This window comes from Streptomyces sp. NPDC048462 (assembly GCF_043200175.1).
Lineage (GTDB): Bacteria > Actinomycetota > Actinomycetes > Streptomycetales > Streptomycetaceae > Streptomyces.
The window spans coordinates 117,357-141,521 of sequence record NZ_JBICXG010000015.1; the positions used below are offsets into that span (position 1 = coordinate 117,357).

The window sequence follows — 24,165 nt, forward strand, 5'->3', positions numbered from 1 at the left end:
CGGCACCGTCGCCGGTGCGCCCCCGTGTTCGCCTTCACGGCCGCATCAGTAAGCGGCGACCGCCCACACCAGCGCTGCCGCGACGGCTGCCGCGTAACAGCCGGCGGCGGCCCGCACGACGGACACGCGGGTGTGTGGGCTCCACGATGTCATGGCCAGGAGGCGTGACAGTACCGGGAGCACGAGTACGGCGTGCAGGCTGATGCCGTGCAGGGGCTTGAGCGAGGCCGTGGAGGCGTATCCGGCCAACTGATGCCCGGTGCGGGTGAGATAGACACCGCGCGCGATCATGGCCGCGCCCGACAGCAGTCCGACGACGAGAATCCCGCAGCCCGCCCGCAGCGCGAGCGCCATGCCGGGCGGTCCGCCGGGCCGCCGGAGGAACGCGGCGGCCGAGAGGGTGGCGAGAACGGCGACCAGCCCTGCTCCGCCGACGGCCAGCGTCATGGAGACGCCGGTGTCGAAGGCTGTCTCCATGTTGAAGTGGGACGGCACGTGCCGCCACGCCTGCACGGTGATCCCGGCGACCTCCAGCACGCAGTCCGCGGCGAACAGCCCCAGCAGCACGGTCCGGGCGCGGGCGCCCATCCGCAGGTACGAGGAGACCCAGACGACCGCGATGAGCGTCAGGCCGAAGGAGAGCCCGAAGGTGACGGGCTTGCGCCAGGACACGGGGCCGTCCCAGGAGCCGCCGTCGACGAGCAGGACCACGAGGTGGACCAGTCCCGAAGCGATCAGCGCCGCCCCCGTCACGTAGCAGAGCCGCTCGACCCGCCTTACGCCGTGCCGGCCGAGGAAGGGCGTGCGCGGACCCGGGGCGTCGCCGCCCGCCCGTCCGGCCGGGGCTGTCGCTGTCGTCCGGTTCTCCATGTGCCGCAGGATCCCCCGGCGCGCGCCGGGGCGTCGTCGTACGCCGGAAGGCGGTGACCGTACGCCCGGTGGAGTAGCGGCACTCCCCCGGAGCCGGGGAGCGCCGGCCCGACAGGCCGACGAGCGCCGGGCTCGCGCTCCACGCACCGCCTCACTGGGTGCCGCGGTCCTCCTGCCACTGGGCGTAGGGGACGCGGGAGATCTCCCGTACGCCTCCGAACGTGCCCCACTCGTCCTTGCCGAGCCGGGTCAGCGGGCGCAGCCTGGCGGCTTCGGGATGGCCGTCCGTCATGACGTCCTCGTCGACCACGGCATGCACCACCCGGCCGAAGACGACTGTGGAGTCGCCCAGCAGGACCGTGCTGTGCAGCTCGCATTCGAGGGCGACCGGCGACCCCGCCACCCGCGGCGGCTTCACCTTCAGACTGGGTTCGGGCTCGACACCCACGGCCGTGAACTCGCTGACGCCGCGGGGGAAGTCGGTCGCGGTCGCGTTGATCTGCTCGAAGAGGTGCTCCGGGGCGAAGTTGACCACGAAGGAGCCGGTCTCCTCGATGTTGCGCAGCGAGTCCTTCCGCCCGACCGAGGTGAACTGGACGACGGGCGGGCTGACGCAGGCGATCGTGAAGAAGGAGTGCGGAGCGAGGTTGGCCGTCTCGCCGTCGGGGGTGACGGTGGAGATCCAGGCGATGGGCCGGGGGACGACCACGGCGGTGAGCAGCCGGTAGAACTCCGCGGACTGCATGGTCTGAGGATCGAAGTCGACGCGCATGAGGAGCAGTATCCCGTGTGGCCGGCGGATTCTAGCCAGGCGTCCCGGCCTCGCCACATCGATCGTTCTGCGGAAGGTGTCCGGTGACGGCAGGATCGCGCACCACCGGAGTCACACGTGTCCGCAGCACCCCTCTGGGACGACTTCGAGGTCCCGGAACACGCCCGCAACGGCCGCATCACCCTGAACCTGCACGACGAACTGCCGGCGTTCGTGCCAAAGCACCCAGGCGCCTATCTGCGCATCTCCTCCGACCGCCTCGGTCTCGGGGAAGGGCCGGTCTTCTGGGCCGCCAGCTGTCAAAGGATGCGGGATCATCGGCAGGGTGATCACCACTTCCCGACGTTCCGTCCTGACCATCCTCGCCGCCGCCGGCCTCGGCACCGCGCTCCCCACCACGCTCGGTGCCGCGCCCGCGTCCGCCGCGAGCGACCTGTACGGCTCCAACACGGACCTCTACCAGAAGCTCGCCGGACGCGAGGGCATCGACTTCGCGCGCCGCTACCAGCGCCACGCGTACGTCGACAACGACCAGTCCACGAAACCGGGTTCGTACGCCCGGACCGCGATCCTCGCCCTGCACGGCGGCGGCATCGAGGTCGGCACCTCCGAACTGTGCCTGGGCATAGCCGGGTACACCCCGAAGGACCTCACACCCCACTACGGGACCGGGGCGCCGCTCCACGACTACTGGATGTTCGAGGGCATGAGAACCAGCGGAGGCAACTCCGAGCTGCATGTCACGTCCACCCACTGCGACGACCGCGTGGCCCTCTCGCTGGCGGCCGGTGCCCTCAACGTCGTGAGCGTGCACGGCTGTACGGCCGCCCAGGCGGGCGCCCCCGTGTCCCGCCCCGAGGCGGTGGTGATCGGTGGCCTCAACAGCGTCCTGCGCCAGTACCTCGGCGAGGCGCTGCGCGCGGCGGGCGTCCAGACGATCGAGGGCTCCGCCGACGGCGACATCGGCGGGGTCCACCCCAGCAACATCTGCAACCGTACCCTGCTCGGCATGGGCGCCCAGCTGGAGCTGACGACGGAGTTGCGGGCGAGCATGTTCGGAACCAACACCCTGAAAGGCAGGGCAGGTTCGGTCAACGCGGAGTTCTGGAAGTTCACGGACGCGGTGCGGGCGGCGGTGGCCCGCATGGAGGCGGATCCGTCCCAGGCCGTCCTCTGAGCGCACCCGGCGCCCCGAGGTGGACACGCACGACGAACGCGCGGCGGGCCACCCGGGCCAGGTGACGTCGCTGGTTAATGCGCCCCGCTGGGTTTCGACTCGGCGGGGCGAAGCCGTGCGAAGTAGCTGGTTCGGGTGCGGGCCCGGAGTGTTTCGGTGAGGTGGGCGTCGACGGGGCGAGGTTGATGACGCCGGTCAGCCGACGGCCCCGACGGGATCGGTGGCGAAGAGGCGCTCGCGCCTCCGAGTGCCCGGCGGGCGGCTCGTCCGGACAGCTGGCGACGAGGGCCGGACGGCGGCTGAGGCCAGAACTGCGCAGGCGGCGCGACGAAGGCCGCGCCAGGGTAGATGATCACTGCCTATGACGGACGCGGAGTGGGCGTCTGTGCGCCCGTTGCTGCCTATGTCGGCCTGGCTGGAGGGGAAGGGCGGGCAGCCCGAGGGCTATTGCCACCGCTCGATGCCGGGCGCGATCCGGTATCTGGTCGCGGGCGGAATCTCCTGGCGGGCAATGCCCGAGGACTTCCCTTCCCGGGGCCGGATCCATACCTTCTTCCGCCCGGTGGCCTGAGCACGGGCTGATCGCGGAGTTCCACGACCGGCTTCGCGGGAAGGTCCGTGAGCGCGAGGGCCGGGACGCGGAGCCTTCGGCGGGGATCATCGACGCGCAGTCGGTGCGGGTCTGCGCGTCGGTGCCGACTGCCTCAAGCGGGCGTCCGCGTCAGTCTGAGCGTCGTCTGGCTTCACCGAGAGCGGTTCTGCCCTGCTGATCTCGGATCGGCGAGCGCCACGGGTTGGTCTCTCCGCCGGATAGCGGAAGGGGCGCCGTCACCGCGTCACCGCCGAACGCAGCGCTGCGGCCGGCCGTCGACCGTGGCGGGCACCATTGACGTCCCCTGGCATGGTCGACGGTGGGTGGGCCATTGCGCGCCGTGCCTCATCGCGACAACGCCGCGCGGTGAAGCACGGGCACCGCTGGAGGACACTCTGGCCGCGGTCACGGAAGTGGCCCGGGTGGCAGGCGCCGCGATCACCATCGTCACGGACAGGACGTAGGTATGCACCGCGATCGCCGGGGACCACGCACCGGCGAAGGCGGCGGCGACCGCGTTCATCGGATCCATCGGCTACGGCGTGGTGGACGCGGGACCGCTGGCCGGCGGCAGGCAGCAGGCGGCAGGCGGCAGGCGACGGACACGCCGGTGTGGGGAAGCCCGTACGGGCCGGCCTCGGACGAGCGGGGCCGACCGGCCGGCGAGGACGCCATCCGCGCGGCAGTGGCCGCCGCTACGCGATAACCGCACTTCGGCCCTCGGGCAACGGTCAGGGCGTTCCCCGATCCGTGGCCCGAGGGCCGAAGTCGATGAGCGTGCCTGCGAGTACACCGCCCGCTCCCGGGACTTCAGGCTTCCGTCTCCCCCGGCCCCTCGGTGCCGAACTGTTCTGCCCGCAGGGCGAGATCCTGCAGCACATCCGCCGACGTCACGTCCGTCTGACCGGAGTCGTGCACCTGCGCCAGCATCGCGAACGCCAGGGTGAACGCTCCGACCAACTGCTCCACCGCGCCGCCGACCTCCCGGCCGACAAGACCCACCACGTCCTCGATGGTGGCGTCCTCGGGGATGGCGATCCGTGGCATCGTCTCGTTGAGGAGGGCGGTCACCACGGTCGAGTCGTTGCTGGGGTCACCGCGGTCCGGGCTCTCCTCCAAGAGCCTGCGCATCTCGCCCGCCTCGGTGAGGATGCCGATCACACGCTTCACGACTTCGCTCTGCTCCATCCCGTGAGCATAGGTGCAGGCGCGACGGCAGACGAGGACAAGAGCGTCCATGTCATTCGTGAACTCCGCGGGTGCTCCGGCGCCCGGCGGCACATCCTGACCCGCCGCCGCCCGCCCCTGCCGGGAGGCCCCCTTCCGGTGCGCGCCGTAGCGTACGGAGTACGTCCCCGGCGCGCGTGCCGGACCGGGACTCCCGCCGGCGCACCCCGGAGCCAGCCATGACCAGCAGCACCGAGCTTCCCGTGATCGCCGGCGTCGACGGTTCGCCGACCGGTCGGCGACGCACTGGACTGGGCGGCCCGCGAGGCGCGCGGCCGGGGCCTTGGGCTGGTGGTCGTGCACGCGCTCGCGCACACCCGGCGGGCCGGCCAGGAGGCGCAGCAGCGTGAGGCGGAGGAACTGCTCACGGAGTCGGTGGCCCGGGTGAACGAAATCGCTCCCGGGCTGCACCCCACGCCCCTCGCGCCGCTGGACTTCCCGGCGGCGGCGTTGACCGCGCGCAGCCGCGCCGCGTCGATGGTAGTGGTCGGCTCACGCGGACTCGGCGGCTTCCGTTCCCTGATGCTGGGGTCCAACAGCCTGGCGACGGCGTCCATGCCCCGGTGCCCCGTGGTCGTCGTCCACGGCGGGCTGCGGGAGGACTACGGGGCGGACGAGGGGGAGGCCGAAGCGGAGGCCTTTCAGGACGTCGTGGCGGGTGTGGCCGCCGACGAGAGCAGCGAGCCGGTGCTGGAGTTCGCCTTCGCGGCGGTCGCGTCGCGCCCCGGTGCGCGGTTGCGGATCGTGCACGGCTGGACGATGTCAACGACCCCGCGTCGCGCACGCTGGTGGCGGCGTCGGCGACCGCGGCGCTGACGGTGATCGGGCGGCGCAGCGGCGGCGAGTCGCTCGGTCTCGGTCTCTCCCCGGTGGCGCAGACCACGCTCACCCACGCGCGGTGCCCGGTGGCCGTGGTCCCCGGCTGACACCGTCGGTGCACGGCCCTTGGCCCCTGACGCCCTTGGGCCCAGACTGACCCGATGACGCAGCGTGTGGATCTCTCGACCGTGATGGACCGGATCTCCATCGACGCAGTGATCACCGGCTACGCGGTGGCGGTGGACGACGGCGAATGGGCTGACTACCGGGCACTGTTCACACCGGACGGCCGCGCCGACTACCGCACCGCGGGCGGTATCGAAGGACCCGCCCCCGAGGTCGCGCAGTGGCTCTCGCAGACCATGCTGCTCTTCCCCGTACGGCAGCATCTGATCGTCAACCGCCGGCTCGACCTCCAGGATCTCGGCGGCTACCCGGGCGACGGCGCCCGGGTCCAGGCCGACTACATGAACCCGATGCGGCTCGGGAACGGCACCGAGGGCGCCGGGGGTGGCCCGGACGAAGCCGCCGTGACGGCACCGAACTTCGTCTCCGGCGGGCGTTACGCCTTCGAGCTGGTCCGTACGGAGAGCGGCTGGCGGATCCGGTGCGTGACCGTTCACGAGAAGTGGCGGAGCATGACGGGCGCCCTCGCCGCCGAATGATCCGCGCCGGTCCGCTTCCGCTGCCCCACACTGGGGGAGAAGACGGGAACGGGTTCCCCGGGGGACCCGGTGACACGAGCCGGACGACAAGGCCAGGACGATACGGGCAGGACGAGGAGGCGCTCCATGTGGACCGGGGCCGGGCAGCGGCGCGAGTGGGGCGAGCGGATACTCGGGTCCGCCCTGTGGCGTGGCGCCGCCGCGCTCCTGGCCGGTGCGCTGCCGGCGCTCGCGTTCCCCGCTCCGGCGCTGTGGTGGTTCGCCTACGTCGCCCTGGTGCCCCTGCTGCTGCTGATCCGGTCCGCCGCTACGGGCCGGCGGGCAGCCGTGGACGGGTGGCTCGGCGGCACCGGATACATGCTGGCCGTGCACCACTGGCTGATGCCGAGCCTCCATGTGTTCATCGTGGTGCTGGCGGCCCTCCTCGGGCTGCTGTGGGCCCCGTGGGGGCTGCTCGTCTCCCGTCTGCTGGGCGGGCGGCTGTCCGGCACGGCGGTGGTGGCGGCCGTGATCGTGGTGCCGTGCGGCTGGCTGATGATCGAACTGGCCCGCTCCTGGGAGGCGCTGGGCGGCCCCTGGGGGCTGCTGGGTGCGAGCCAGTGGCAGGTGACACCGGCGCTCCGGATGGCCTCGGTGGGCGGGGTCTGGCTGGTGAGCCTGCTGGTGGTGGCGGTGAACACCGCACTGACCGTGCTGCTTGTGGCCTCGGCCGCCCGCACGGTGGCCGTGATCTCGCTCGTGGCGGGTGCCGTGCTGGTGGGCACGGTGTGGATGTGGGCGCCCCGGCCGGAGCGTTCCGGAGAGGCCCGGATCGCCGTCGTGCAGCCCGGTGTCATCGAGGGGCCCGGCAGTGTGCGGCGCCGGCTCGCCCGCAGTGAGGAGCTGACGCGTTCGCTGGCGGGCCGGGACGTCGACCTGGTCGTGTGGGGCGAGAGCAGCGTCGCGGTCGACCCGGTCCGGCGGCCCGAGGTCGCGGCCCGGATCGCGGCGCTGTCGCGGCTGGTGGGTGCGGATGTGCTGGTGAACGTGGACGCCAGGCAGACCGACGCGGCGGGCCGGACCGGCATCTTCAAGAGCGCGGTGCTGGTGGGTCCGCAGGGGCTGACCGGCGACCGTTACGACAAGATGCGGCTGGTGCCGTTCGGGGAATACGTTCCGGCCCGTTCGGCACTCGGCTGGGCGACCTCGATGGGCAGGGCCGCGGGCGAGGACCGGCTGCGCGGCAGCCGGCAGGTGACGATGGCGCTGCCCGGTGCGGACGGGCCGCGCATCGGTCCGCTGGTCTGTTTCGAGACCGCGTTCCCCGACATGAGCCGGCAGCTGACGCGGGACGGTGCACAGGTGCTGGTCGCCCAGTCCTCCACCTCGTCGTTCCAGCACGGCTGGGCGCCCGCCCAGCACGCCTCGCTCGGCGCTCTGCGGGCCGCCGAGAACGGCCGCCCGATGGTGCACGCCACGCTGACGGGCGTCAGTGCGGTGTACGGGCCGCAGGGTGAGCGGATCGGGGCTCCGCTCGGTACGGACAGGAGCGGCGCCGAGGTGTTCGGCGTGCCCATGGCCGGCGGGACCACGCTGTATGTCCGGCTGGGTGACTGGCCGTTGTACGGCGCGCTGGTCGTCCTGGCCGCGTTCTGCGCCTTCGAAGGCCTACGGTCCGTGCGCGGCAGGACCGGGCGGTCCGTACCGGTGGGCGCGGTCACCGCGGGCGTCACGGACAGCGGGGCGGCGTCCGTACGGACCGCACACCCTGCCTCGGAGCCCCGTGCCTGACGGATTGCGTGACGTATAAGAGGTGGGTGCTCAGAACGTGTTCCGGCACGGACCGTTCACGGTGATGATGTCGCCCATGGCGTCCACGGTGAGCGCGATCCGTTCGACCTTGTTGGTCATAGCGAGCACCAGCCACACGGCGCCCCACAGGAAGCAGCTGAAGACCGTCAGGACGGCGTGCAGCACGTGGTTCAGGGGCCGGCCCCTGACCATGACGACCTGAGTCTCGGAGCGGGACTCCACGCGCCAGCCGCTCGCGATCCGCTGGCTGACCGCCCAGTCGAGGATCAGGGCGCGCTGTATGGCGTCGGGCGGACGGCCGTCGGCCGAGTAGTAGCCGGGCGGGGGCTGGAGCGCGCTCCAGCCCTGGGGCTCGTGGCGGGGTTTCACGAGGTCACCTCCGCGGGCCGGCGGTCCATCTCCTCAGCCTGCATCGCCCCCGGTCCGCGCGCATCCGGAGGAATGGCGGCCCTGACCGAGGCCCGGCGGCGGGAGGACCCTCAGGCGCAGTCGAGGTCGCGCAGGACGCGCTCGCACAGCTCGTGCGTCTGCAGAGCGTCGCGGGAGCTCAGCGTCCGGCCGGCTCGGACGGCGTCCAGGAACGTCAGCACGCTCTGCTCGATGCCGCGCTGGCGGGCCACCGGCACCCAGTCGCCGCGCCGCCTCACGCTCGGCTGGCCCTTGTGGTCGATCACCTCGGCGAGGTTGACGACCTCGCGCTTGGAGTCCTGGCCGGAGACCTCCAGCCGCTCCTCGGTCGAGCCGCTGAGCCGGTTCATCGCCCCGATGGCGGTGAACCCGTCGCCGGACAGCTGGAGTACGACGTGGTGCATCAGGCCGTCGCGGATCCTGGCTCGCACGACGGTGTGCTCGACGGGCCCGGGGGCCAGGAAGCGCAGCGTGTCGACCACGTGGATGAAGTCGTCGAAGACCATGGTCCGGGGGTCCTCCGGCAGCCCTACCCGGTTCTTCTGCATGAGGATCAGCTCACGCGGGTGCTCGGCGCACTGGGCGTAACCGGGCGCCAGACGGCGGTTGAATCCGACGGTGAGGCCGACACCGCGGGCCTCCGCCAGCTCCACCAGCCGTTCGGACTCCGCGAGCCCGTACGCCAGCGGCTTGTCGACGTAGGTGGGCACGCCCGCCTCGATCAGCCGGCCCGCGATCTCCGGGTGGGCCGCGGTCGGGGCGTGCACGAACGCCGCGTCCAGCCCCTGGGCGAGCAGCGAGCCGAGGTCGGTGTGGCACTGCGCGGCGGGGATCCGGTGGGTCTCCGCGACGGCGGCCAGGGTGGCGCGGGTACGGGTCTGCAGATGCAGTTCGACCCCCGGCAGGGCGCTCAGCACCGGCAGGTACGCCTTCTGCGCGATGTCTCCGAGCCCGATGCAGCCGACCTTCACTGGGTCTCCCTCTTGCTGTTCAGCGCCGTGCGTCGCGGTTCTCGTCCGTGGTGGTCCACCGCGGTCGTACTACCGGCGCGTCGTTCGTCCCGGCAGCATACGTGTGCTGCGGCGGACGCCAGTCGGCGATGCCGTCGAAGGTGCGCAGGACGAGACCGGGCCCGAGGCGGGAGGCCGTGGACATCGCGAAGTCGCGCACCGCGACGGAGACGGGACCGGACAGGCGCATCAGCCGCGAGGCCTGTGCGGCCTTGCGGACGACAGCGGTGGTCCGGGGCAGCCGGTCGGCGGTGTACGCGGCGAGTCCGGCGCCCAGGTCGGCGCCCGGTGCCACGTGGTGGGCGAGCACGACGGCGTCCTCGATGGCCTGGTTGCCGCCCTGGCCCAGGGTGGGAGCCATGGCGTGGGCGGCGTCCCCGACGAGCACCGTGCGGCCACGGTGGAAGGCGGGCAGCGGGTCGGTCATCTGGTGGACGTCGTTGCGCAGGACGGCTCCGGGGTCGGCGGCGTCGATGATCGCGGGGATCGGCCGGTGCCAGTCGCCGAACCGGCGCAGCAGTTCCGCCCGCTCGTCGTCGGCGGCCCGCTCACCCGCCGGGGCGACCGCCGCCGCGTACGCGTAGATCCGGCCGTCCTTGAGCGGCTGGGTACCCCACAGCGCGCCTCGGCCCCAGGTCTCGTGCGGGGCGAACGGCTCGGCGGGCGCGGGCACGAGGACGCGCCAGGTGGTGAAGCCCGCGTACGTGGGTCCGGGGTGGTCCGGGAAGAGCGCGTCCCGTACGGCCGAGTGGATGCCGTCGGCGCCGATCACGAGTTCTGCCTCGACGGTCCCGTCCGGAGTGCCGATCACGGCGGGCCGGCCGCCCGCGGCGCCCGGGTCCACGAGGCGGGCCGGGCACCCGGTGCGGATGGCGGAGGCGGGGAGCGCGGTGGCTATGTGGCCGACCAGGGTGGCCCGGTGCAGCAGGACGAGCGGACCGCCGAACCGCTCGGCCGCGGCGGTGCTGTCGGTCCTGGCGAGCCAGCGGCCGTCCGGTGAGCGCATGCCGCCCTCGCCCTGCCAGGCGGCCAGGGACCTGATCCCGTCGCCGAGCCCGATGACGTCCAGGGCGCGCTGGGCATTGGGGGCGAGGCTGATTCCGGCGCCGACGGGCTCCAGCGTCCCGGCCCGTTCCAGCACGGTGACCTGCCAGCCCGAGCGGTGCAGGGCCACCGCCGTCGTGAGCCCACCGATTCCGCTGCCGATGACCACCGCACGGGGTGCGTGCATGACTCCTCCTCGATCCCGGAACCGGGAAAACTACACCTGTAGTAACAACTCCAACGTACTACACCTGTAGTGCCAGCGATAGGTTGACCCCATGGCCACACGCACCACCGGCTCCGCACGGGCCGACCTGATCACCGACGCCGCGCTCGGGCTGCTGGCCGAACGCGGCATGCGGGGGCTGACGCACCGGGCGGTGGACGAACGGGCCGGACTCCCCCAGGGCTCGACGTCCAACTACGCCCGCACCCGGCAGTCCCTGCTGGAGGCGACGGTGCGCCGCCTGGCGGAACGGGAGGCCCGGGTCCTGGCGCCGGGCGAACTCCCGCCACCCGGACCTGCGGCAGGCGGGACCGCGTCCCCCGGAACGGTGACAGGTACGTCCGCGTCGCCCGGACCGGCGGACGGAGGGGCCGCGCCCCTCGGGCCGGACGCGCTGATCGCGGGTCTGGCGCTGGCGCTGCACCGCTATCTGACCCGCCACCCCGAACTGCTCATCTGCCGGTACGAACTCGCCCTGGAGGCCACCCGCCGCCCCGAACTGCGGGCCTTCTTCGATGCGGCGGGCAGGCAGTTCCGCGAGCCGCTGGTCGCGCTGATGACGGCGGCCGGGTCGCCCGAGCCCGAGCGCCACGCCCTGTCCCTGGTCGCCTGGTGCGAGGGGATGATGTTCTCGTGCGCGGCCGGCTCCTACAGCAGTTCCGTACCCTCCGAGGCGGAGCTGCGCACCGGCTTCGGCGAGCTGCTGCGCGGGATGCTCGGACGCTGACCCACGGGCGGCGCGACGCCGGCTCGGAAGCCGCGACACGCGGGGCGCGGCGCTGACCGGGGTCACTAGTGCGGATCAATCCGGGGATTCCGGCCCACTCGACGGCCGGTCCGCACAGCAGAGTTGATCAGGTGCATCGAACCAGTACCACTGTGAAGCTCCTGGTCGCCGTGGCGGTGACGGCCCTGTCCGGGTGCGTCTCCGTCCAGCCTCGGCCGAGCGCCCCGCCGCCACCGGCGCCCGGCCCCACCGCCCAGGACCTGGCCCCGCAGATCGGCCGCCCCCCGGTCCGCGACGTCCTGGAAGCCGTCCCGGACCCGAAGCGGTCCACCGCCACCCGCGCCGCCCGGGCACCGGCCGCCCCGCCCGCCGCTCGTCGCAGCGAGCCCCGCGCCGTACCCCGCGCCCCGCGACCACGGCGCGGCCCCGCCCCCGCGCTCCGCCGGCCACCGCACCGGGCCGTGCCCGCCGCCCCCGTACCGGCGCTGCCGCCACCGGTCACCGGGACGGATGTCTGTGCGCTCGGACGGGGATACGGGCACTGGCCGGCGGGCAGTCCGCAGTCGCGGATCTGCGACCACACCTACGGCCACTGACCGCACACCGAGGTCACCGCCCCGACCGGACGGCACCCGGTGCGCCGCCCGCCACAGCCCCTCAGAGTTCCCGCAGGCGCCGCTCCAGGCGCCCGATGGCCGCCCGGACCCCGTCCCCGTAGCCGTCGTCGGCCCCGTCCTGCGCCAGCGCCCCACAGGCGTCCCGGGCCCGGTCCAGATGGATCCGGGCCGCCGCCGGGCGCCGGAGCTTCACGTAGTCCGCCGCCAGGTTGAGGTACAGCGACGGGTAGAAGGCCCGTACCGCGAGCGCGTCGTGGTGTTCCGCGACGCGCTCGTCGGTCAGCGTGCGGGCGGCGGCCAGCGCCCGCAGGTCCCAGGCCAGCTCGTCACCGGGATCGTCCTGGGTGTCCGCCATGTAGTGCGCGAGGGTGCACCGGTGCAGGGCGTCACCGTCCGCACCGATCTCCGCCCAGAGCAGGCCGAAGCGGTTGCGGGCCTCCTCGCGGTCACCACCGTGCAGCAGCATGATCGCCTGGCCGATTCTGGTCATGACGACGTCTCTCGACGCCTCCTGCTGCTCCGTCACTGCGGTCTCCCTCGTACCCGTCCGCCTGCGTCCGACCGGATCCATGCGGTTCCATACGGTTCCGGATGGTTCCGGCCGGTTCGACGCTAACCGCAGTGGCGCGCGCTCGCACCCAGGCTCCGGCGCGCCATCAGCCCAGGTCGGGGATGCGCCAGTCGATGGGCTGATGCCCCTGCGCCGCGACGGCCTCGTTGATCTGGGTGAAGGGACGGGACCCGAAGAACTTCTTGGCCGAGAGCGGCGAGGGGTGCGCGCCCTTCACCACCACATGGCGCTCCTCGTCGATCAGCGGAAGCTTCTTCTGCGCGTAGTTGCCCCAGAGCACGAAGACCGCCGGGTCGGGCCGGGACGCGACCGCGCGGATCACCGCGTCAGTGACCTTCTCCCAGCCCTTGCCCTTGTGCGAGTTGGCCTCGCCCGCCCGCACGGTCAGCACGGCGTTGAGGAGCAGTACGCCCTGTTCGGCCCACGGCATCAGATATCCGTTGTCCGGGACCGGCAGACCGAGCTCCTCCTTCATCTCCTTGTAGATGTTGCGCAGGGACGGCGGGGTCTTCACACCTGGGCGCACGGAGAAGCACAGCCCGTGCCCCTGTCCCTCGCCGTGGTACGGGTCCTGGCCCAGGACCAGGACCTTCACCTTGTCGTACGGGGTCGCGTCGAGCGCGGCGAACACCTGCCCCCGGGGCGGGTAGACCGGTCCTGCGGCCCGCTCCTCCTCGACGAACTCGGCGAGCTCCTTGAAGTACGGCTTCTGCAGCTCTTCGCCGAGGACGCCGCGCCAGGACTCGGGCAGCTGGTCGGTGTCGGTCACGTCAACAACCTCCGGTAAGCAATCAGTTCTTGATCTCAGAACCTACCGGCGACCACTGACAACGGAGCGGGGAGCCTCCCGGGGGGCCGCGAACCGCCCGGCGGGCTACCAGCTGGCCTTGCGGTACAGCTCCCACATCTGCATGACCGTCTGCGGGTCCAGGGCCCGCTCGCCGCCGCCGATGTCCTCGCCGGCCGCCACGTACAGCTTGCCCTGCCACAGCGGCAGCAGCCGGACGTCGTCGACGAGTGCCTTCTGGGCCACCTCGAACTGTTGGCTGACCGCGCCCCGGTCGCTCTCCTTGCGGGTCTGGGGCAGCACCTGCTTCGTGATCTCGTCCTTGGCGTACGGCATGCCCGTGATGCTGTCCTTGCCCACGAAGGGGGCGATGAAGTTGTCCGGGTCCGGGAAGTCCGGGAACCAGCCACGGCCGAAGACGGGGTACTCCCCCTTGGTGAATCCAGCCTGGAACTTGTTCCAGGGCCGGCTCTTCAGCGTGATCTTGAAGAGACCGGAGGCCTCCAGCTGACGCTTGAGCTCGTCGAACTCGGGAGCCGTCGAGGATCCGTACCGGTCGGTGGTGTACCAGAAGGTCATCGCGACGGGCTCGTTGATACCCGCGTCCCTGAGGATCTTCTTGGCCTTCTTCGCGTCCGGGTCGCCGAAGGTGTCGAAGAAGCTGGTCGTGTGGCCCGCGATGCCCTTGGGCACCATCGAGTAGAGCGGTTCGGCGGTGCCCTGGTAGACCTTGGCCACCAGCGCGTCCCGGTCCACCAGCTGGGCGATCGCCCGCCGCACGGCCGGCTTGCCGGCAGCCGGGTCCTTGGGGTTGAAGACCAGGAAGCGGATGTCCGCGCCGACCGACTCGACGAGCTGAAGGTTGCTCTTCTTGTCCTCGTTGTCCTCCAGGCTCACCACCTCCTCGGCGGTGAGCCCTCGGTAGGTGGCGTCGATCTCGCCCTGCTTGAGCGCCGCGACCATGGCGCCGGACTCCTTGAAGTACCGGATGGTCACGGCGTCGTTCTTGCGGTCCGCGAACCCCTTGTAGTCAGGGTTCTTCACCAGCTCGGAGCGCTCACCCTGCTTGTACGCGTCCAGCAGGTACGGCCCGGACCCGGTGACCTTGCCGTCGTCACGGATCTTGTGTGCCGAGTACTCGCTCGGCGCGACCAGCGACATGGCGGGCGTGGCCAGGATGAACGGGAAGGTGGCGTCCGGCTTGGTCAGGTGGAAGATGACCTCGGAGTCGCCCTTGGTCTCCACCTGGTCCAGCGAGCCGAGCATGCCGACGGGGCCGCCCTTGACCGCGATCGCCCTGATCCGGTCTATGGAGTACTTCACGGCCTCGGCGTCGAGCTTCTCACCGTTGGAGAACTTCAGCCCCTCACGGAGCGTGCACCGGTACGCAGTACTGGTGGTGTCGGTGAACTTGCAGTGGTCCGCGGCGTCCGGCTCGGGGCTCGTGCTTCCGGTGGGGAAGCTGACCAGCGTCTGGAACACGTTGCGCATCAGTTCCCAGGAACCGTCCCACGCCGCCGCCGGGTCGAGGGTGGAGGGTTGGCTGGTCGTCCCGACGGCTAGCTTCTGCTCCACGTCCGAACCGCTGTCGGACAACAGACCGCAGCCGGCCAGCAGAGACAGGGAAGCAAGGGCTGCAGCGGCCTGCAGACTGGCCCGGTAGAACACGTGCACGCTCCTCGATCAGCCATGGGTCGGCAGACCATACCGCAGCGCCCCGTCGGGTCAATCCGCAGGCCCGACGGGGCACTTGAGTCAATCAGGGCCAAACCCGCTCAGGCTGTTCTCAGCCCACGCCCGAGTTCAGGAAAATACCGCCGTCGACCACCAGGGTCTGTCCGGTGATCCAGTCGGACTGGTCCGAGGTGAGGAAGGCCGCGGCGCCGCCGATGTCCTCGGGGACACCGAGCCGTCCCATCGGGTAGGCCGCGGCAGCCTCCGCCTCACGCCCCTCGTACAGCGACTGGGCGAACCTGGTCTTCACGACCGCGGGGGCGATCGAGTTGACCCGCACGACCGGCGCGAACTCGTGTGCCAGCTGGAGGGTCAGGTTGATCATCGCGGCCTTGCTCATGCCGTACGCGCCGATGAAGGGCGAGGCGGAGACGCCCGCGACGGAGGAGATGTTGACGATCGCCCCGCCGTTGTCCTTCTGCCACGCCTTCCAGGTCTGCTGCGCGAAGCCGAGCGCCGAGATCACGTTCGTCTCGAAGACCTTGCGGGCCACGTTGAGGTCGAGTTCGGCCATCGGGCCGAAGACCGGGTTCGTACCGGCGTTGTTGACCAGGAAGTCGACCCGGCCGAAGGCCTCCATGGTGCGCGCGACGGCCACCGCCTGGTGGGCCTCGTCGTGCGCCTTGCCCGCCACACCGATGACACGGTCGGAGCCGAGCGCCTCGACGGCCTCCTTCAGCGCGTCCTCGCCGCGTCCGGTGATGCACACCCGGTCGCCGCGGGCGACGAGCGCCCCGGCGATGCCGTAGCCGATACCCCGGCTCGCACCGGTGATCAGCGCGACCTTGCCACTGTCCTGCACAGTCATGATGTCCGCAGCCCTTCAAGTCAGTTGAGCGGTCCGCCGGCGACGTACATGACCTGTCCGGAGACGAAGCCCGCCTCGTCGCCCGAGAAGAAGGCGATGGCGTTGGCGATGTCCTCGGGGAAGCCGACGCGCTGCACCGGGATCTGGGTGGCTGCCGCCGCCTGGAACTCCTCGAAGCCCATGCCGACGCGCTCCGCGGTCTGCGCGGTCATCTCGGTGACGATGAAGCCGGGCGCGACGGCGTTGGCGGTGATGCCGAACTTGCCGAGCTCTTTGGCGAGGGTCTTGGTGAAGCCCTGCAGCCCCGCCTTGACCGCGGCGTAGTTGGCCTGGCCTCGGTTGCCCAGGGCGGAGGAGGAGGACAGCGAGACGATCCGGCCGAACTTCTGGTCCACCATGTGCTTCTGGACGGCCTTGGCCATCAGGAACGCGCCCTTGAGGTGCACGTTCATCACGGTGTCCCAGTCGGACTCGCTCATCTTGAAGAGCAGGTTGTCACGGAGCACGCCCGCGTTGTTGACGAGGATCGTCGGGGCCCCGAGCTCGGCGGCGACCCGCGCGACGGCGGCTTCCACCTGGGCGCTGTCCGAGACGTCGCAGCCGACGGCGAGGGCCCGTCCGCCGGCGGCGGTGATCTTCTCGACGGTGTCCTTGCAGGCCGCCTCGTCCAGGTCGAGTACGGCGACGGCGCGGCCCTCGGCCGCCAGGCGTACCGCGGTGGCGGCACCGATGCCCCGTGCCGCTCCCGTCACGATGGCTACGCGCTGCTCGGTGGTGGACATGCTTGGTTCTCCTCGCCCTTGGATCGCGGCTCAGCGGACGTCAGGCCCATCCACCGCGGAGTGGTTCTTCCCCGCGAGATGGTTCCCGATAACTGAGCAACCGCTTAGTACCTTCAGCAGTCGAGACGCTAGAAGGCCTGGCACGCGGTGTCAACGGCCCACGGACGCCGCGTCGCATGTCACACCCCGAGGCGGCGGCAACCGGGTGCGGATCAGCGCACCAGAAGGTCGAGGAGCCGTTCCACCTCGGCGGCCGGGTCCGTGGTGAGACCGCTGTGCACGGGGCTCGGCTGGATGACGGTCGAGCGCGGGGCGATCAGCCAGCGAAAGCGCCGCCCGGCGTCGTCGCCCGCCGCCTGGCCCGCGTCCGTACCGCCCCGGCAGATCCCCTCGACGCCGTACAGGGCAGCCCGCACCCCGGTGACGTCGGCGCCGGGGTCCAGCGCCCTGAGCTTCCCCTCGTCGAGTTCGGTGCGGGCGGCCACGAACCCCTTCGCGCGGCAGTAGACCACCACGCCGGCGTTGAAGAACTCACCGCGCTGGACGCGCGGCACCACGCGCAGCAGGGCGTACTCGAAGACAACACGTTCACTCACGGCCGGCCGCTCTCGTCGCTGTTCTTGGTGCCACGCCTCGGGGCGAGGCGTTCGGTGAGCCAGCCCGGGGCCTGGGACGGCTTGTCGGCGGTGGGGGTGTCCAGGACGATCCGCTCATGGATGGTGGCCGCCCGCGGCAGCAGCGCCTCCACATAGGCGCGCCGGAGCTGATCGGTCGCCTCAAAGCCAGGCTCGTCCACCAGCCACTCGTCGGGCACGTCGGCGGCGACCTCGGTGAGCAGTTCCTCGGTCACCAACGGGGCGAGTTCGGCGGCGGCCGCCGCGACGTCGGGGGCGAAGGGGGCCAGCGCGTGGTCCGAGGCGTTGTAGGGCTTGGCGGCGGAGGTCTGGGCGCCGGGCCAGTTGTGGTGCCAGATCATGGTGGCGCCGTGGTCGATGAGCCAGAGGTCGCCGTGCCAGATCAGCATGTTCGGATTGCGCCAGGACCGGTCGACGTTGTTGATCAGCGCGTCGAACCAGACGACGCGCCCGGCCTCACGCGGATCCACCTGGTAGGCGAGCGCGTCGAACCCGAGGGAACCGGGGAGGAAGTCCATCCCGAGGTTGAGGCCGCCACTGGCCTTCAGGAGTTCCTGCACCTCCTGGTCGGGCTCGGCGAGACCGATGACCGGGTCGAGCTGCATCTGCACGAGCTCGGGAACGCGCAGCCCGAGCCGACGGCCGAGCTGCCCGCAGATCACTTCGGCGACCAGCGTCTTGCGCCCCTGACCGGCCCCGGTGAACTTCATGACATACGTTCCCAGGTCGTCGGCTTCGACGATCCCGGGGAGCGAGCCACCCTCACGCAGAGGCGTGACATAGCGGGTCGCTACGACCTCTTCCAGCATTTCCCCAAGCCACCCATCTCTTCAGCCTTGCAATCCACGGACGGCTTCTTCGGTGCGCAGAGGCGGGAATCGCCGGCCGACGCGGCGCCGGGTGAATCCGGGGAGCCCCGGCCGGCAAGCCGGTCCCCGTCTCCCCGAGCAGACCGCCGATGGCGCCGCGCCCCTTACTGCCGGCCTCCGGCACGAAGTCAGCATAGTAACCGAGGGTGATCGCGGCATGGGTGTGCCGAAGCGAGTGGAAGCCGCTCCAGGGCCGCAGTGGTGTCCGAGTCCGCCACGCCACGATTTCAAGGTCAGCGCGGCAACGGCCCACACCACCGCCCGCGCCGGAACTGCCAGGAGGCCTTGAGCGCCGTCGAGCGACTGGCAGCGCGCAGCGGGCCGAGGAGCTCGCGGCGCGACGCGGTCAGCTTCCGTCGCGGTCGCCCCGGCTGCGGATGACCTCCTTCATCTTGGCCACCGCGAAGCCCCAGCCCTGCTCGACCGTCGGCTTTGCCGGGACAGCGATCTCGTCCGGGTTGGTGAGCACGTCGAGCAGGACCGGGCCCGGGGTGCTGAAGGCACGCCGTACGGACTCCTCCAGGTCGGCCGGATCCGTCACGCGAATGCCCGTGAGGCCGAGGGCCGTGGCGACGGCGGCGAAGTCCGGGTTGTCGAGGACCGTGCCGAACTCCGGCAGCCCGGCCTGTTCCTGCTCCAGTTTCACCATGCCCAGGCGGCGGTTGTCGAAGACGACCAGCTTGACGGGGAGCCGGCTGGTCTTCAGCGTCATGAGGTCGCCGAGGAGCATGCTCAGCCCGCCGTCGCCGCAGAAGGCCACGACCTGACGGTCCCGGTCCAGGCACTGCGCGCCGAGCGCGTGCGGCATGGCGTTGGCCATCGAGCCGAGGTTGAACGAGCCGATCAGCCGCCGGTCACCGCGCATCTCGACGAACCGTGAGAGCCAGACCGTCGCCATCCCCGTGTCGGAGGTGAACACGGCGTCGTCGGCGGCGAGCCGGTCCACCACCGCGGCCAGCGCCTCCGGGCGGATGTCGTGCGAGCGGTTGTCGAGCGCGGAGCGGATCCGCCCGACCAGGCCCTTGTCGTGTGCCGGGTCCGCGAGCCGGGCCTGCCCCGTACGCCACTGCTCGAAGCTCTTCCGCGCTTCCTCCAGGTGCGAGCGGTCGCGGGCGCCCTCGGCACCTGGCGGTGCGGCGCCGAGATGGGTGAGCAGGTCGCGGACCGTGGCGCCGGTATCGCCGACGAGCCCGACCTCGACCGGGACCCGGCGTCCGATGTGCGCGGCCTCGGTGTCCACCTGGATCACCGTCCGGCCCTCGGGGTACCAGTCCCGGTAGGGAAAGTCGGTGCCCAGCATCAGGAGGGTGTCCGCGTCGTGCAGCGCCGAGGCCGCGGCGGGGTTGCCGATCAGCCCGGTCTGGCCCACCTGGAAGGCGTTGGCCTCGCCCTCGAAGCCCTCCTTGGCCTTGAGGGTGAGCACCATGGGCGCGGCCAGGCGTTCGGCAAGGGCCAGCACGTCCTCTCGCGCGGCGCGGGCGCCCCGTCCGACGAGCAGCGTGATCCGTTCCGCGCCGTCGAGCAGTTCCGCGGCGCGGCGCACGGCGGACTCCTCCGGCCGGCTCACGGGTGTGCTCAGCGAGAAGCGGGCCGGCCGGTCCGTGCCGAGCTCCTGGTCACCGAGATCGCCCGGCACGCTGAGGACGGCGACGCCCTTGCGGCCCAGCGCGTTGCGCACGGCCGTCTCCAGCAGCTGCGGCAGCTGGTCCGGGGAGGTGATGGTGGCGTGGAAGACCGCCACGTCGCTGAAGAGCGCGTCGTTGTCGATCTCCTGGAAGGTGTCGCTGCCGAGATCGGCGAGCGGCACCTGGCCGGTGATCGCCAGGACCGGTGTGCGGCTCTTGGCGGCGTCGTACAGCCCGTTGAGCAGGTGTACGGAGCCTGGGCCGACGGTGCCCATGCACACCCCGAGGGTGTCGCCGAGCTGCGACTGGGCGCTCGCTGCGAACGCCGCTGCTTCCTCGTGCCGGCAGCCCACCCACTCGATGTCCTCGGTGGTGCGGATGGCGTCGGTGAGTGGGTTGAGTGCGTCGCCGACGACGCCGAAGACCTGGCGTACGCCCAGCTCGCCCAGGGCGTCCACGATGGTGCGGGAAACGGTTCGTGCCACGGAATCCTCCAGATCACACGGTGAAGCGGTCGGGGTCGGCCGCCCTCCAGTCGGCCGCCCAGGACGCGGGCGGCCCGGCGAGCAGCTGCTCGGGCTCAAGCCATTCGTAGAGCTCCTCGTAGGAGCGTTCCGTGTACGGGTCGATGCGCCGGTGAAGCATGTGGGGGCGCAGCTGTGCGGGATCGGTGACGCCCATGGACGCCATGATCTGCAGCGCGCTGGACACGGTCGCCTCCTGGAAGCGCTGTACGCGCAGGGTCTTGTCACCGACGTGGAGGGCGCGGGCACGCCGGGGGTCCTGGGTGGTGACACCGGTGGGGCAGGTGTTGGTGTGGCATCGCTGCGCCTGGATACAGCCCACCGCGAACATCATCGCCCGGGCCGCGTTGCCGTAGTCGGCGCCCTGCAGCAGGCGTTTGACCAGATCGGTACCGGTGGCGATCTTGCCGCTCGCCCCGATCCTGATCCGCTGACGCAGGCCCGCGCCGACGAGGGCGTTGTGCACGGTGAGCAGTCCTTCGGTGAGGGGGGTGCCGACGTGGTCGGCGAACTCCAGCGGCGCGGCGCCCGTACCGCCCTCGGCACCGTCCACGACGATGAAGTCCGGAGTCGTGTCCTCCTCCAGCATCGCCTTGCACACGGCGAGGAACTGACGGCGCGAACCCGGGCAGATCTTGAACCCGGTCGGCTTCCCTCCGGACAGCTCCCGCATCGTGGCGAGGAAGCGGACCAGTTCGCGGGGGGTGGAGAACACCCGGTGGTACGGGGGTGAGATCACCGTCCGCCCTTCCGGCACGCCGCGTACCCGCGCGATCTCCGCATTGACCTTCGGGCCGGGCAGGACGCCGCCGATGCCGGGCTTGGCGCCCTGGGAGAGCTTGAGCGACACGCACTTCACGTTCTCGTGCGCGGCCTTGTCGGCGAACTGCCGGGGGTCGAAGTCACCGTCCTGCGTACGGCAGCCGAAGTACCCGGTGCCGATCTCCCAGACGAGGTCGCCGCCGGGTCGCAGGTGGTACTCCGACAGGCCGCCCTCACCGGTGTCCTGGGCGAAGCCCCCGGCGGCGGCGCCCCCGTTGAGGGCGAGGAGCGCGTTCGAGGACAGGGCGCCGAAGCTCATGGCCGACACGTTCAGCAGAGCCATGTCGTACGGGCGGGCGCAGTCCGGTCCGCCGATCCGCACCCGCGTCGGCTCCTGCGGCATCCGGGCGGGGACCATGGACGGGATCAGGAACTCGTATCCGGGCAGATAGACATCTCGTTCCGTGCCGAACGGCTGCTCCGCGTCGGTGCCCTTCGCCCGCTCGTACACGATGCTGCGGACGTCCCGGTCGAAGGGGCGGCCATCGAAGTTCCGCTCGACGAAGTACTGCTGGAGTTCGGGGCGGATCCTCTCCAGAAGGAAGCGCGCGTGCCCGACCACGGGATAGTTGCGCAGCACCGTGTGCCGGCGCTGCAGCAGGTCCCATGCGCCCAGCAGACCCAGCAGGACGAGCGGAACAGCGGCGCAGCACCACCACGGCGAAACCAGCGCCGCGGCGGCGGCCGAGGCGAGTCCCGCGGCCAGGATGAGGAGAACCGATCCGATACGTGTCACTCACGGCTGCTAACCCGGCAGCCCCTCTCCATGCCGCCCCGCCTGGTCAAGAGACCGTCAATGACGTGCCGGCCGACGCACGCGCCGCGCAGCGAGCGGCGCAGCCCGGCGAGTGGATCACCTGTGCGTGGGGACCGGCCTCGTCGAGGTGGCAGGGCAGTGGGCTCTTGCACGCAGGAAGCCCCGGCCACTCTCGACGAGTCGGCCGGGGCTGGGCAGGGGGCTGTTCAGTGGTGACCGTGAGCGGTGTCGGAGGCTCCGCCGAACAGCCGTGCGACGGCACGGAAGGGCAAGGTCACAACGGTGGCGACTGCCCCGCCGATGGATCGGAAGACATCCGCGATCGCCTTCAGCATGTGTTTCCTCCCTTTCGATGTGACAGCGGCGCCGGCGGAAGCCGCGATGCGCTGTTACTCAGACCCGTGCCCCCTTGAGTCAGGAGGAAACTCGTTGGGTTCACGAGCCCCGGATGGCGGGAGGGTGGTCCCGGCCGGCTCGTGCATGCCGGACTGATTGGCGGGCAGCCGTTGCACGTAGAAACGTGTCGTGCGAGGCGAGGAGAACCGTCGTGCTGCTGGCTCATCCTGTTGTGTTGTGGGGCCTGGTGAAGGAGTACGAGGCACTCAGGGTGCTTCAAGGCGCGGAGGGCAGCGCGGCAGCACGTCAGCGCATGGACGACCTGGCCTACTCGCTCTGCCTGTCGACGGGGACGCAGGATGTGGACGCGGCCTTGATAGCCGCTCGCTACCGGCTGCCGGGAGCACGGACCGAGGACGATTCCGCAGTGGTTGACTGACCCCCGGTCGCCACGGTGCAGGCCGGACATGCCGCCGGCGGCCCGGGTCCGCGAAGCCCTTGAGGCCACGTCCTCAGCCGTGCAGTCCATGCCGGCTCCGGGTGTGATCCGGGTGTGAGGAGTGCGCACCGCGACCGGGCTGGACGGCCGGCGAGGAGCGTCCACCGCACGGAACTCGCGTGGTCCGTCGGGGCACCGGGGCGGATAGCATGGCCGCATCTCGTCTCCTTGCTCATCGCAGAGGAGCGGGTGGTGTGCCGGGAAGCCTGGTCGGCGGCGTAACAGTCGTGCGCCCGGAAAGGCCTGCCGTGCTTCTTGCCCGTCGGGTCCGCCGGTCCGGCGTGCGACTCGTCGTCGACAGAGCCACGCCTCGCGTGCCGTTCGAGCCGAGTCCTCGGCGCCCTCCGGGCGCCCGCTTCGGTCCGCCCGGCGGCTTCCGACCGGATGAGAGTTCAGAGATGTCCCCGCAACGCCCCTCAGCGCCACCCCCTTCCATACCGCAGGAGTCAGCGATCGAGCAGGTGCTCGCCTGCTTCGACGCCTATGCCCGCGCCCACGGGACGCGCGACAGCATCCTGCCGGCCTCCCGGGTCACGCCCCGGGAGGAACAGCGGGCCTTCGACGAGCTCAGGCACGCCATCGAGCGACTCCGTGACGCCGTCGACGAGGACTCCCCCGTCGGGCGGCAGGACAAGGGCAAAGACCGCGGACGGTGACCGCAGCCACGCTCGGGCGGGGCGTGGGCCGGGTCCGCGGGGGCGTCCGATCCGGGCTCAGCCGGTGTCCCCGCCGACTGCGGGCAGCCTGGCCTCGACCGCATCGAGCAGCAGCTCCAGCGCGAACGGATAGCCGCTGAACCTCATCTCGTGGGCCAGCAGGCGCACGGTGGCGGCGATGTGCGGGTACGAAGCCGCGTCGACTCGGCCGTAGCGCTCCTGCCACACCTGGAGGTCGGCCGCCTGCGCGGGCGCCGGCAGTGCCAGCGCGGCCGCGTCCAGGGCCGCGAAGGCGAGCGCCTGGTCCACGAAGGCGTGGTAGATCCGGACCGCCTCCCGGTCGTCGAAGCCCGCCGACCGCAGCACGCCGAGGATCCTCTCCACGGCCCGCAGCTCGTTGTCCCGCCCGGTCGTCCGATGCGCGGCCAGCAGCGCTGCCTGCGGGTGCGCGTGGTACGAGGCGTGGATGCGCAGACCGAGTTCGCACAGGTCGAAGCGCCACTCACCGGTGGGGCTCCAGCCGAGCTGCGACCGGCCGATGAGCTCGTCGGCGACCGCGAGCAACAGGTCGTCGGTGTCGCGGAAGTACCGGTAGAGCGCGCTGGGGTCGGCGCCCAGTGCCCCGCCCAGCCGGCGGACCGTCAGCGCGTCCGCGCCGTGCTGCCCGACCAGGCGCAGCGCCGTCTCCACGATGACCTGTTCGGACAGCACGGTGCCCTGCTTCGTCGGCCGTCTGCGCCGCCGCTGCGGCTCCGGAACCACCCGTTCAACCATGATCCGATCTTATGACAACACCATTGACCTGTGAAGGAGAC

26 protein-coding genes and 1 pseudogene are annotated in these 24,165 nt (G+C 71.4%); 9 read left to right on the plus strand and 18 right to left on the minus strand.

Translation table 11 applies throughout. The features are described from left to right. Window positions 1-45 precede the first annotated feature (45 nt). From ACGFU6_RS24415 to ACGFU6_RS24425, 3 genes are all read right to left on the minus strand, one after another. Complete coding sequence (locus ACGFU6_RS24415) at window positions 46-870, minus strand: hypothetical protein (RefSeq protein ID WP_393613816.1); 825 nt, start codon at window positions 868-870, stop codon at window positions 46-48. 151 nt (window positions 871-1,021) lie between these two features. Then, on the minus strand, window positions 1,022-1,642 hold the full coding sequence (locus ACGFU6_RS24420; RefSeq protein WP_393613818.1) for a flavin reductase family protein: 621 nt from the start codon (window positions 1,640-1,642) through the stop codon (window positions 1,022-1,024). 111 nt (window positions 1,643-1,753) lie between these two features. Further along, window positions 1,754-1,978 (minus strand): hypothetical protein, encoded by a 225-nt coding sequence (locus ACGFU6_RS24425; RefSeq protein WP_393613820.1) that lies wholly within the window; start codon window positions 1,976-1,978, stop codon window positions 1,754-1,756. On the opposite strand from ACGFU6_RS24425, the gene ACGFU6_RS24430 reads away from it, so the two are divergent. Both ACGFU6_RS24430 and ACGFU6_RS24435 read left to right on the plus strand, forming a co-directional pair. Next, complete coding sequence (locus ACGFU6_RS24430) at window positions 1,968-2,819, plus strand: poly-gamma-glutamate hydrolase family protein (RefSeq protein WP_393613822.1); 852 nt, start codon at window positions 1,968-1,970, stop codon at window positions 2,817-2,819. The genes ACGFU6_RS24425 and ACGFU6_RS24430 overlap by 11 nt on opposite strands. Before the next feature lie 403 nt (window positions 2,820-3,222). Then, complete coding sequence (locus tag ACGFU6_RS24435) at window positions 3,223-3,390, plus strand: transposase (RefSeq protein ID WP_393613823.1); 168 nt, start codon at window positions 3,223-3,225, stop codon at window positions 3,388-3,390. Between the two features lie 831 nt (window positions 3,391-4,221). Here ACGFU6_RS24435 and ACGFU6_RS24440 read toward each other — a convergent pair. Further along, window positions 4,222-4,599 (minus strand): hypothetical protein, encoded by a 378-nt coding sequence (locus tag ACGFU6_RS24440; protein ID WP_393613825.1) that lies wholly within the window; start codon window positions 4,597-4,599, stop codon window positions 4,222-4,224. 218 nt (window positions 4,600-4,817) lie between these two features. Here ACGFU6_RS24440 and ACGFU6_RS24445 point away from each other — a divergent pair. The 3 genes and pseudogenes from ACGFU6_RS24445 (at window position 4,818) to lnt (ending at window position 7,892) form a co-directional block, all read left to right on the plus strand. Continuing rightward, window positions 4,818-5,564: pseudogene (locus ACGFU6_RS24445) on the plus strand (universal stress protein). A 54-nt stretch (window positions 5,565-5,618) separates the two neighbouring features. Continuing rightward, on the plus strand, window positions 5,619-6,122 hold the full coding sequence (locus ACGFU6_RS24450; protein WP_393613827.1) for a nuclear transport factor 2 family protein: 504 nt from the start codon (window positions 5,619-5,621) through the stop codon (window positions 6,120-6,122). A gap of 126 nt (window positions 6,123-6,248) precedes the next feature. After that, window positions 6,249-7,892, plus strand: a complete 1,644-nt coding sequence (gene lnt / locus ACGFU6_RS24455; protein ID WP_393613828.1) for an apolipoprotein N-acyltransferase — start codon at window positions 6,249-6,251, stop codon at window positions 7,890-7,892. 30 nt (window positions 7,893-7,922) lie between these two features. Here the strand turns inward: lnt and ACGFU6_RS24460 are convergent, their stop codons facing one another. From ACGFU6_RS24460 to ACGFU6_RS24470, 3 genes are all read right to left on the minus strand, one after another. Further along, window positions 7,923-8,282, minus strand: coding sequence for a hypothetical protein (locus ACGFU6_RS24460; protein ID WP_393613830.1), 360 nt, complete (start codon window positions 8,280-8,282; stop codon window positions 7,923-7,925). A 110-nt stretch (window positions 8,283-8,392) separates the two neighbouring features. Next, window positions 8,393-9,292 carry a Gfo/Idh/MocA family protein gene (locus ACGFU6_RS24465; protein WP_393613832.1) on the minus strand — a complete coding sequence of 300 codons (900 nt, stop codon included), beginning with the start codon at window positions 9,290-9,292 and terminating at the stop codon, window positions 8,393-8,395. A gap of 19 nt (window positions 9,293-9,311) precedes the next feature. Continuing rightward, window positions 9,312-10,562, minus strand: coding sequence for an FAD-dependent monooxygenase (locus ACGFU6_RS24470; RefSeq protein ID WP_393613834.1), 1,251 nt, complete (start codon window positions 10,560-10,562; stop codon window positions 9,312-9,314). 91 nt (window positions 10,563-10,653) lie between these two features. Here ACGFU6_RS24470 and ACGFU6_RS24475 point away from each other — a divergent pair, with 91 nt between their 5' ends. After that, window positions 10,654-11,328 carry a TetR/AcrR family transcriptional regulator gene (locus ACGFU6_RS24475; RefSeq protein ID WP_393613836.1) on the plus strand — a complete coding sequence of 225 codons (675 nt, stop codon included), beginning with the start codon at window positions 10,654-10,656 and terminating at the stop codon, window positions 11,326-11,328. A 131-nt stretch (window positions 11,329-11,459) separates the two neighbouring features. Then, on the plus strand, window positions 11,460-11,924 hold the full coding sequence (locus ACGFU6_RS24480; RefSeq protein ID WP_393613837.1) for a hypothetical protein: 465 nt from the start codon (window positions 11,460-11,462) through the stop codon (window positions 11,922-11,924). A 61-nt stretch (window positions 11,925-11,985) separates the two neighbouring features. Here ACGFU6_RS24480 and ACGFU6_RS24485 read toward each other — a convergent pair whose 3' ends face one another. The 10 genes from ACGFU6_RS24485 to ACGFU6_RS24530 all read right to left on the minus strand — a co-directional run bounded on the left by ACGFU6_RS24485 (window position 11,986) and on the right by ACGFU6_RS24530 (window position 22,194). After that, on the minus strand, window positions 11,986-12,471 hold the full coding sequence (locus tag ACGFU6_RS24485; protein WP_393613839.1) for a hypothetical protein: 486 nt from the start codon (window positions 12,469-12,471) through the stop codon (window positions 11,986-11,988). 130 nt (window positions 12,472-12,601) lie between these two features. Continuing rightward, window positions 12,602-13,285: a uracil-DNA glycosylase gene (locus ACGFU6_RS24490; protein WP_393613841.1), complete on the minus strand. Its 684-nt coding sequence runs from the start codon at window positions 13,283-13,285 to the stop codon at window positions 12,602-12,604. A 105-nt stretch (window positions 13,286-13,390) separates the two neighbouring features. Then, window positions 13,391-14,971 (minus strand): ABC transporter substrate-binding protein, encoded by a 1,581-nt coding sequence (locus ACGFU6_RS24495; RefSeq protein WP_393613842.1) that lies wholly within the window; start codon window positions 14,969-14,971, stop codon window positions 13,391-13,393. A 118-nt stretch (window positions 14,972-15,089) separates the two neighbouring features. Beyond that, window positions 15,090-15,845 (minus strand): SDR family oxidoreductase, encoded by a 756-nt coding sequence (locus ACGFU6_RS24500; RefSeq protein WP_393613843.1) that lies wholly within the window; start codon window positions 15,843-15,845, stop codon window positions 15,090-15,092. Window positions 15,846-15,865: 20 nt separating this feature from the next. Then, complete coding sequence (gene fabG / locus ACGFU6_RS24505; protein WP_393613844.1) at window positions 15,866-16,627, minus strand: 3-oxoacyl-ACP reductase FabG; 762 nt, start codon at window positions 16,625-16,627, stop codon at window positions 15,866-15,868. A gap of 212 nt (window positions 16,628-16,839) precedes the next feature. Continuing rightward, complete coding sequence (locus ACGFU6_RS24510) at window positions 16,840-17,223, minus strand: DUF3037 domain-containing protein (RefSeq protein WP_393613845.1); 384 nt, start codon at window positions 17,221-17,223, stop codon at window positions 16,840-16,842. Beyond that, on the minus strand, window positions 17,220-18,071 hold the full coding sequence (locus ACGFU6_RS24515; RefSeq protein WP_393613846.1) for a HipA family kinase: 852 nt from the start codon (window positions 18,069-18,071) through the stop codon (window positions 17,220-17,222). Before ACGFU6_RS24515 ends, ACGFU6_RS24510 begins: the two co-directional genes overlap by 4 nt. 406 nt (window positions 18,072-18,477) lie before the next feature. Then, entirely contained in the window at window positions 18,478-20,241 is a 1,764-nt protein-coding gene (locus tag ACGFU6_RS24520; RefSeq protein ID WP_393613847.1) for a thiamine pyrophosphate-dependent enzyme, read from the minus strand. Window positions 20,242-20,254: 13 nt separating this feature from the next. Beyond that, complete coding sequence (locus ACGFU6_RS24525; RefSeq protein ID WP_393613849.1) at window positions 20,255-21,838, minus strand: FMN-binding glutamate synthase family protein; 1,584 nt, start codon at window positions 21,836-21,838, stop codon at window positions 20,255-20,257. Between the two features lie 227 nt (window positions 21,839-22,065). Further along, window positions 22,066-22,194 (minus strand): LPFR motif small protein, encoded by a 129-nt coding sequence (locus ACGFU6_RS24530; RefSeq protein WP_260255977.1) that lies wholly within the window; start codon window positions 22,192-22,194, stop codon window positions 22,066-22,068. Between the two features lie 212 nt (window positions 22,195-22,406). Here ACGFU6_RS24530 and ACGFU6_RS24535 point away from each other — a divergent pair, with 212 nt between their 5' ends. Then, window positions 22,407-22,634, plus strand: coding sequence for a DUF5133 domain-containing protein (locus ACGFU6_RS24535; RefSeq protein ID WP_393613851.1), 228 nt, complete (start codon window positions 22,407-22,409; stop codon window positions 22,632-22,634). 458 nt (window positions 22,635-23,092) lie between these two features. Continuing rightward, the gene (locus ACGFU6_RS24540) at window positions 23,093-23,350 is read left to right on the plus strand and encodes a hypothetical protein (protein WP_393613852.1); all 258 of its coding nucleotides are present in this window, start codon (window positions 23,093-23,095) and stop codon (window positions 23,348-23,350) included. 57 nt (window positions 23,351-23,407) lie between these two features. Here ACGFU6_RS24540 and ACGFU6_RS24545 read toward each other — a convergent pair whose 3' ends face one another. Further along, window positions 23,408-24,124, minus strand: a complete 717-nt coding sequence (locus tag ACGFU6_RS24545; RefSeq protein WP_393613854.1) for a TetR/AcrR family transcriptional regulator — start codon at window positions 24,122-24,124, stop codon at window positions 23,408-23,410. Between the last annotated feature and the right edge of the window lie 41 nt (window positions 24,125-24,165).

Coding starts and splice junctions, on each gene's coding strand:
- ACGFU6_RS24545 (WP_393613854.1), bottom strand. CDS start 24,124: ATGGTTGAACGGGTGGTTCCGGAGCCGCAGCGGCGGCGCAGACGGCCG.
- ACGFU6_RS24515 (WP_393613846.1), bottom strand. CDS start 18,071: ATGCTGGAAGAGGTCGTAGCGACCCGCTATGTCACGCCTCTGCGTGAG.
- ACGFU6_RS24500 (WP_393613843.1), bottom strand. CDS start 15,845: ATGACTGTGCAGGACAGTGGCAAGGTCGCGCTGATCACCGGTGCGAGC.
- ACGFU6_RS24415 (WP_393613816.1), bottom strand. CDS start 870: ATGGAGAACCGGACGACAGCGACAGCCCCGGCCGGACGGGCGGGCGGC.
- lnt (WP_393613828.1), top strand. CDS start 6,249: ATGTGGACCGGGGCCGGGCAGCGGCGCGAGTGGGGCGAGCGGATACTC.
- fabG (WP_393613844.1), bottom strand. CDS start 16,627: ATGTCCACCACCGAGCAGCGCGTAGCCATCGTGACGGGAGCGGCACGG.
- ACGFU6_RS24540 (WP_393613852.1), top strand. CDS start 23,093: ATGTCCCCGCAACGCCCCTCAGCGCCACCCCCTTCCATACCGCAGGAG.
- ACGFU6_RS24530 (WP_260255977.1), bottom strand. CDS start 22,194: ATGCTGAAGGCGATCGCGGATGTCTTCCGATCCATCGGCGGGGCAGTC.
- ACGFU6_RS24470 (WP_393613834.1), bottom strand. CDS start 10,562: ATGCACGCACCCCGTGCGGTGGTCATCGGCAGCGGAATCGGTGGGCTC.
- ACGFU6_RS24435 (WP_393613823.1), top strand. CDS start 3,223: ATGTCGGCCTGGCTGGAGGGGAAGGGCGGGCAGCCCGAGGGCTATTGC.
- ACGFU6_RS24420 (WP_393613818.1), bottom strand. CDS start 1,642: ATGCGCGTCGACTTCGATCCTCAGACCATGCAGTCCGCGGAGTTCTAC.
- ACGFU6_RS24475 (WP_393613836.1), top strand. CDS start 10,654: ATGGCCACACGCACCACCGGCTCCGCACGGGCCGACCTGATCACCGAC.
- ACGFU6_RS24450 (WP_393613827.1), top strand. CDS start 5,619: ATGACGCAGCGTGTGGATCTCTCGACCGTGATGGACCGGATCTCCATC.
- ACGFU6_RS24440 (WP_393613825.1), bottom strand. CDS start 4,599: ATGGAGCAGAGCGAAGTCGTGAAGCGTGTGATCGGCATCCTCACCGAG.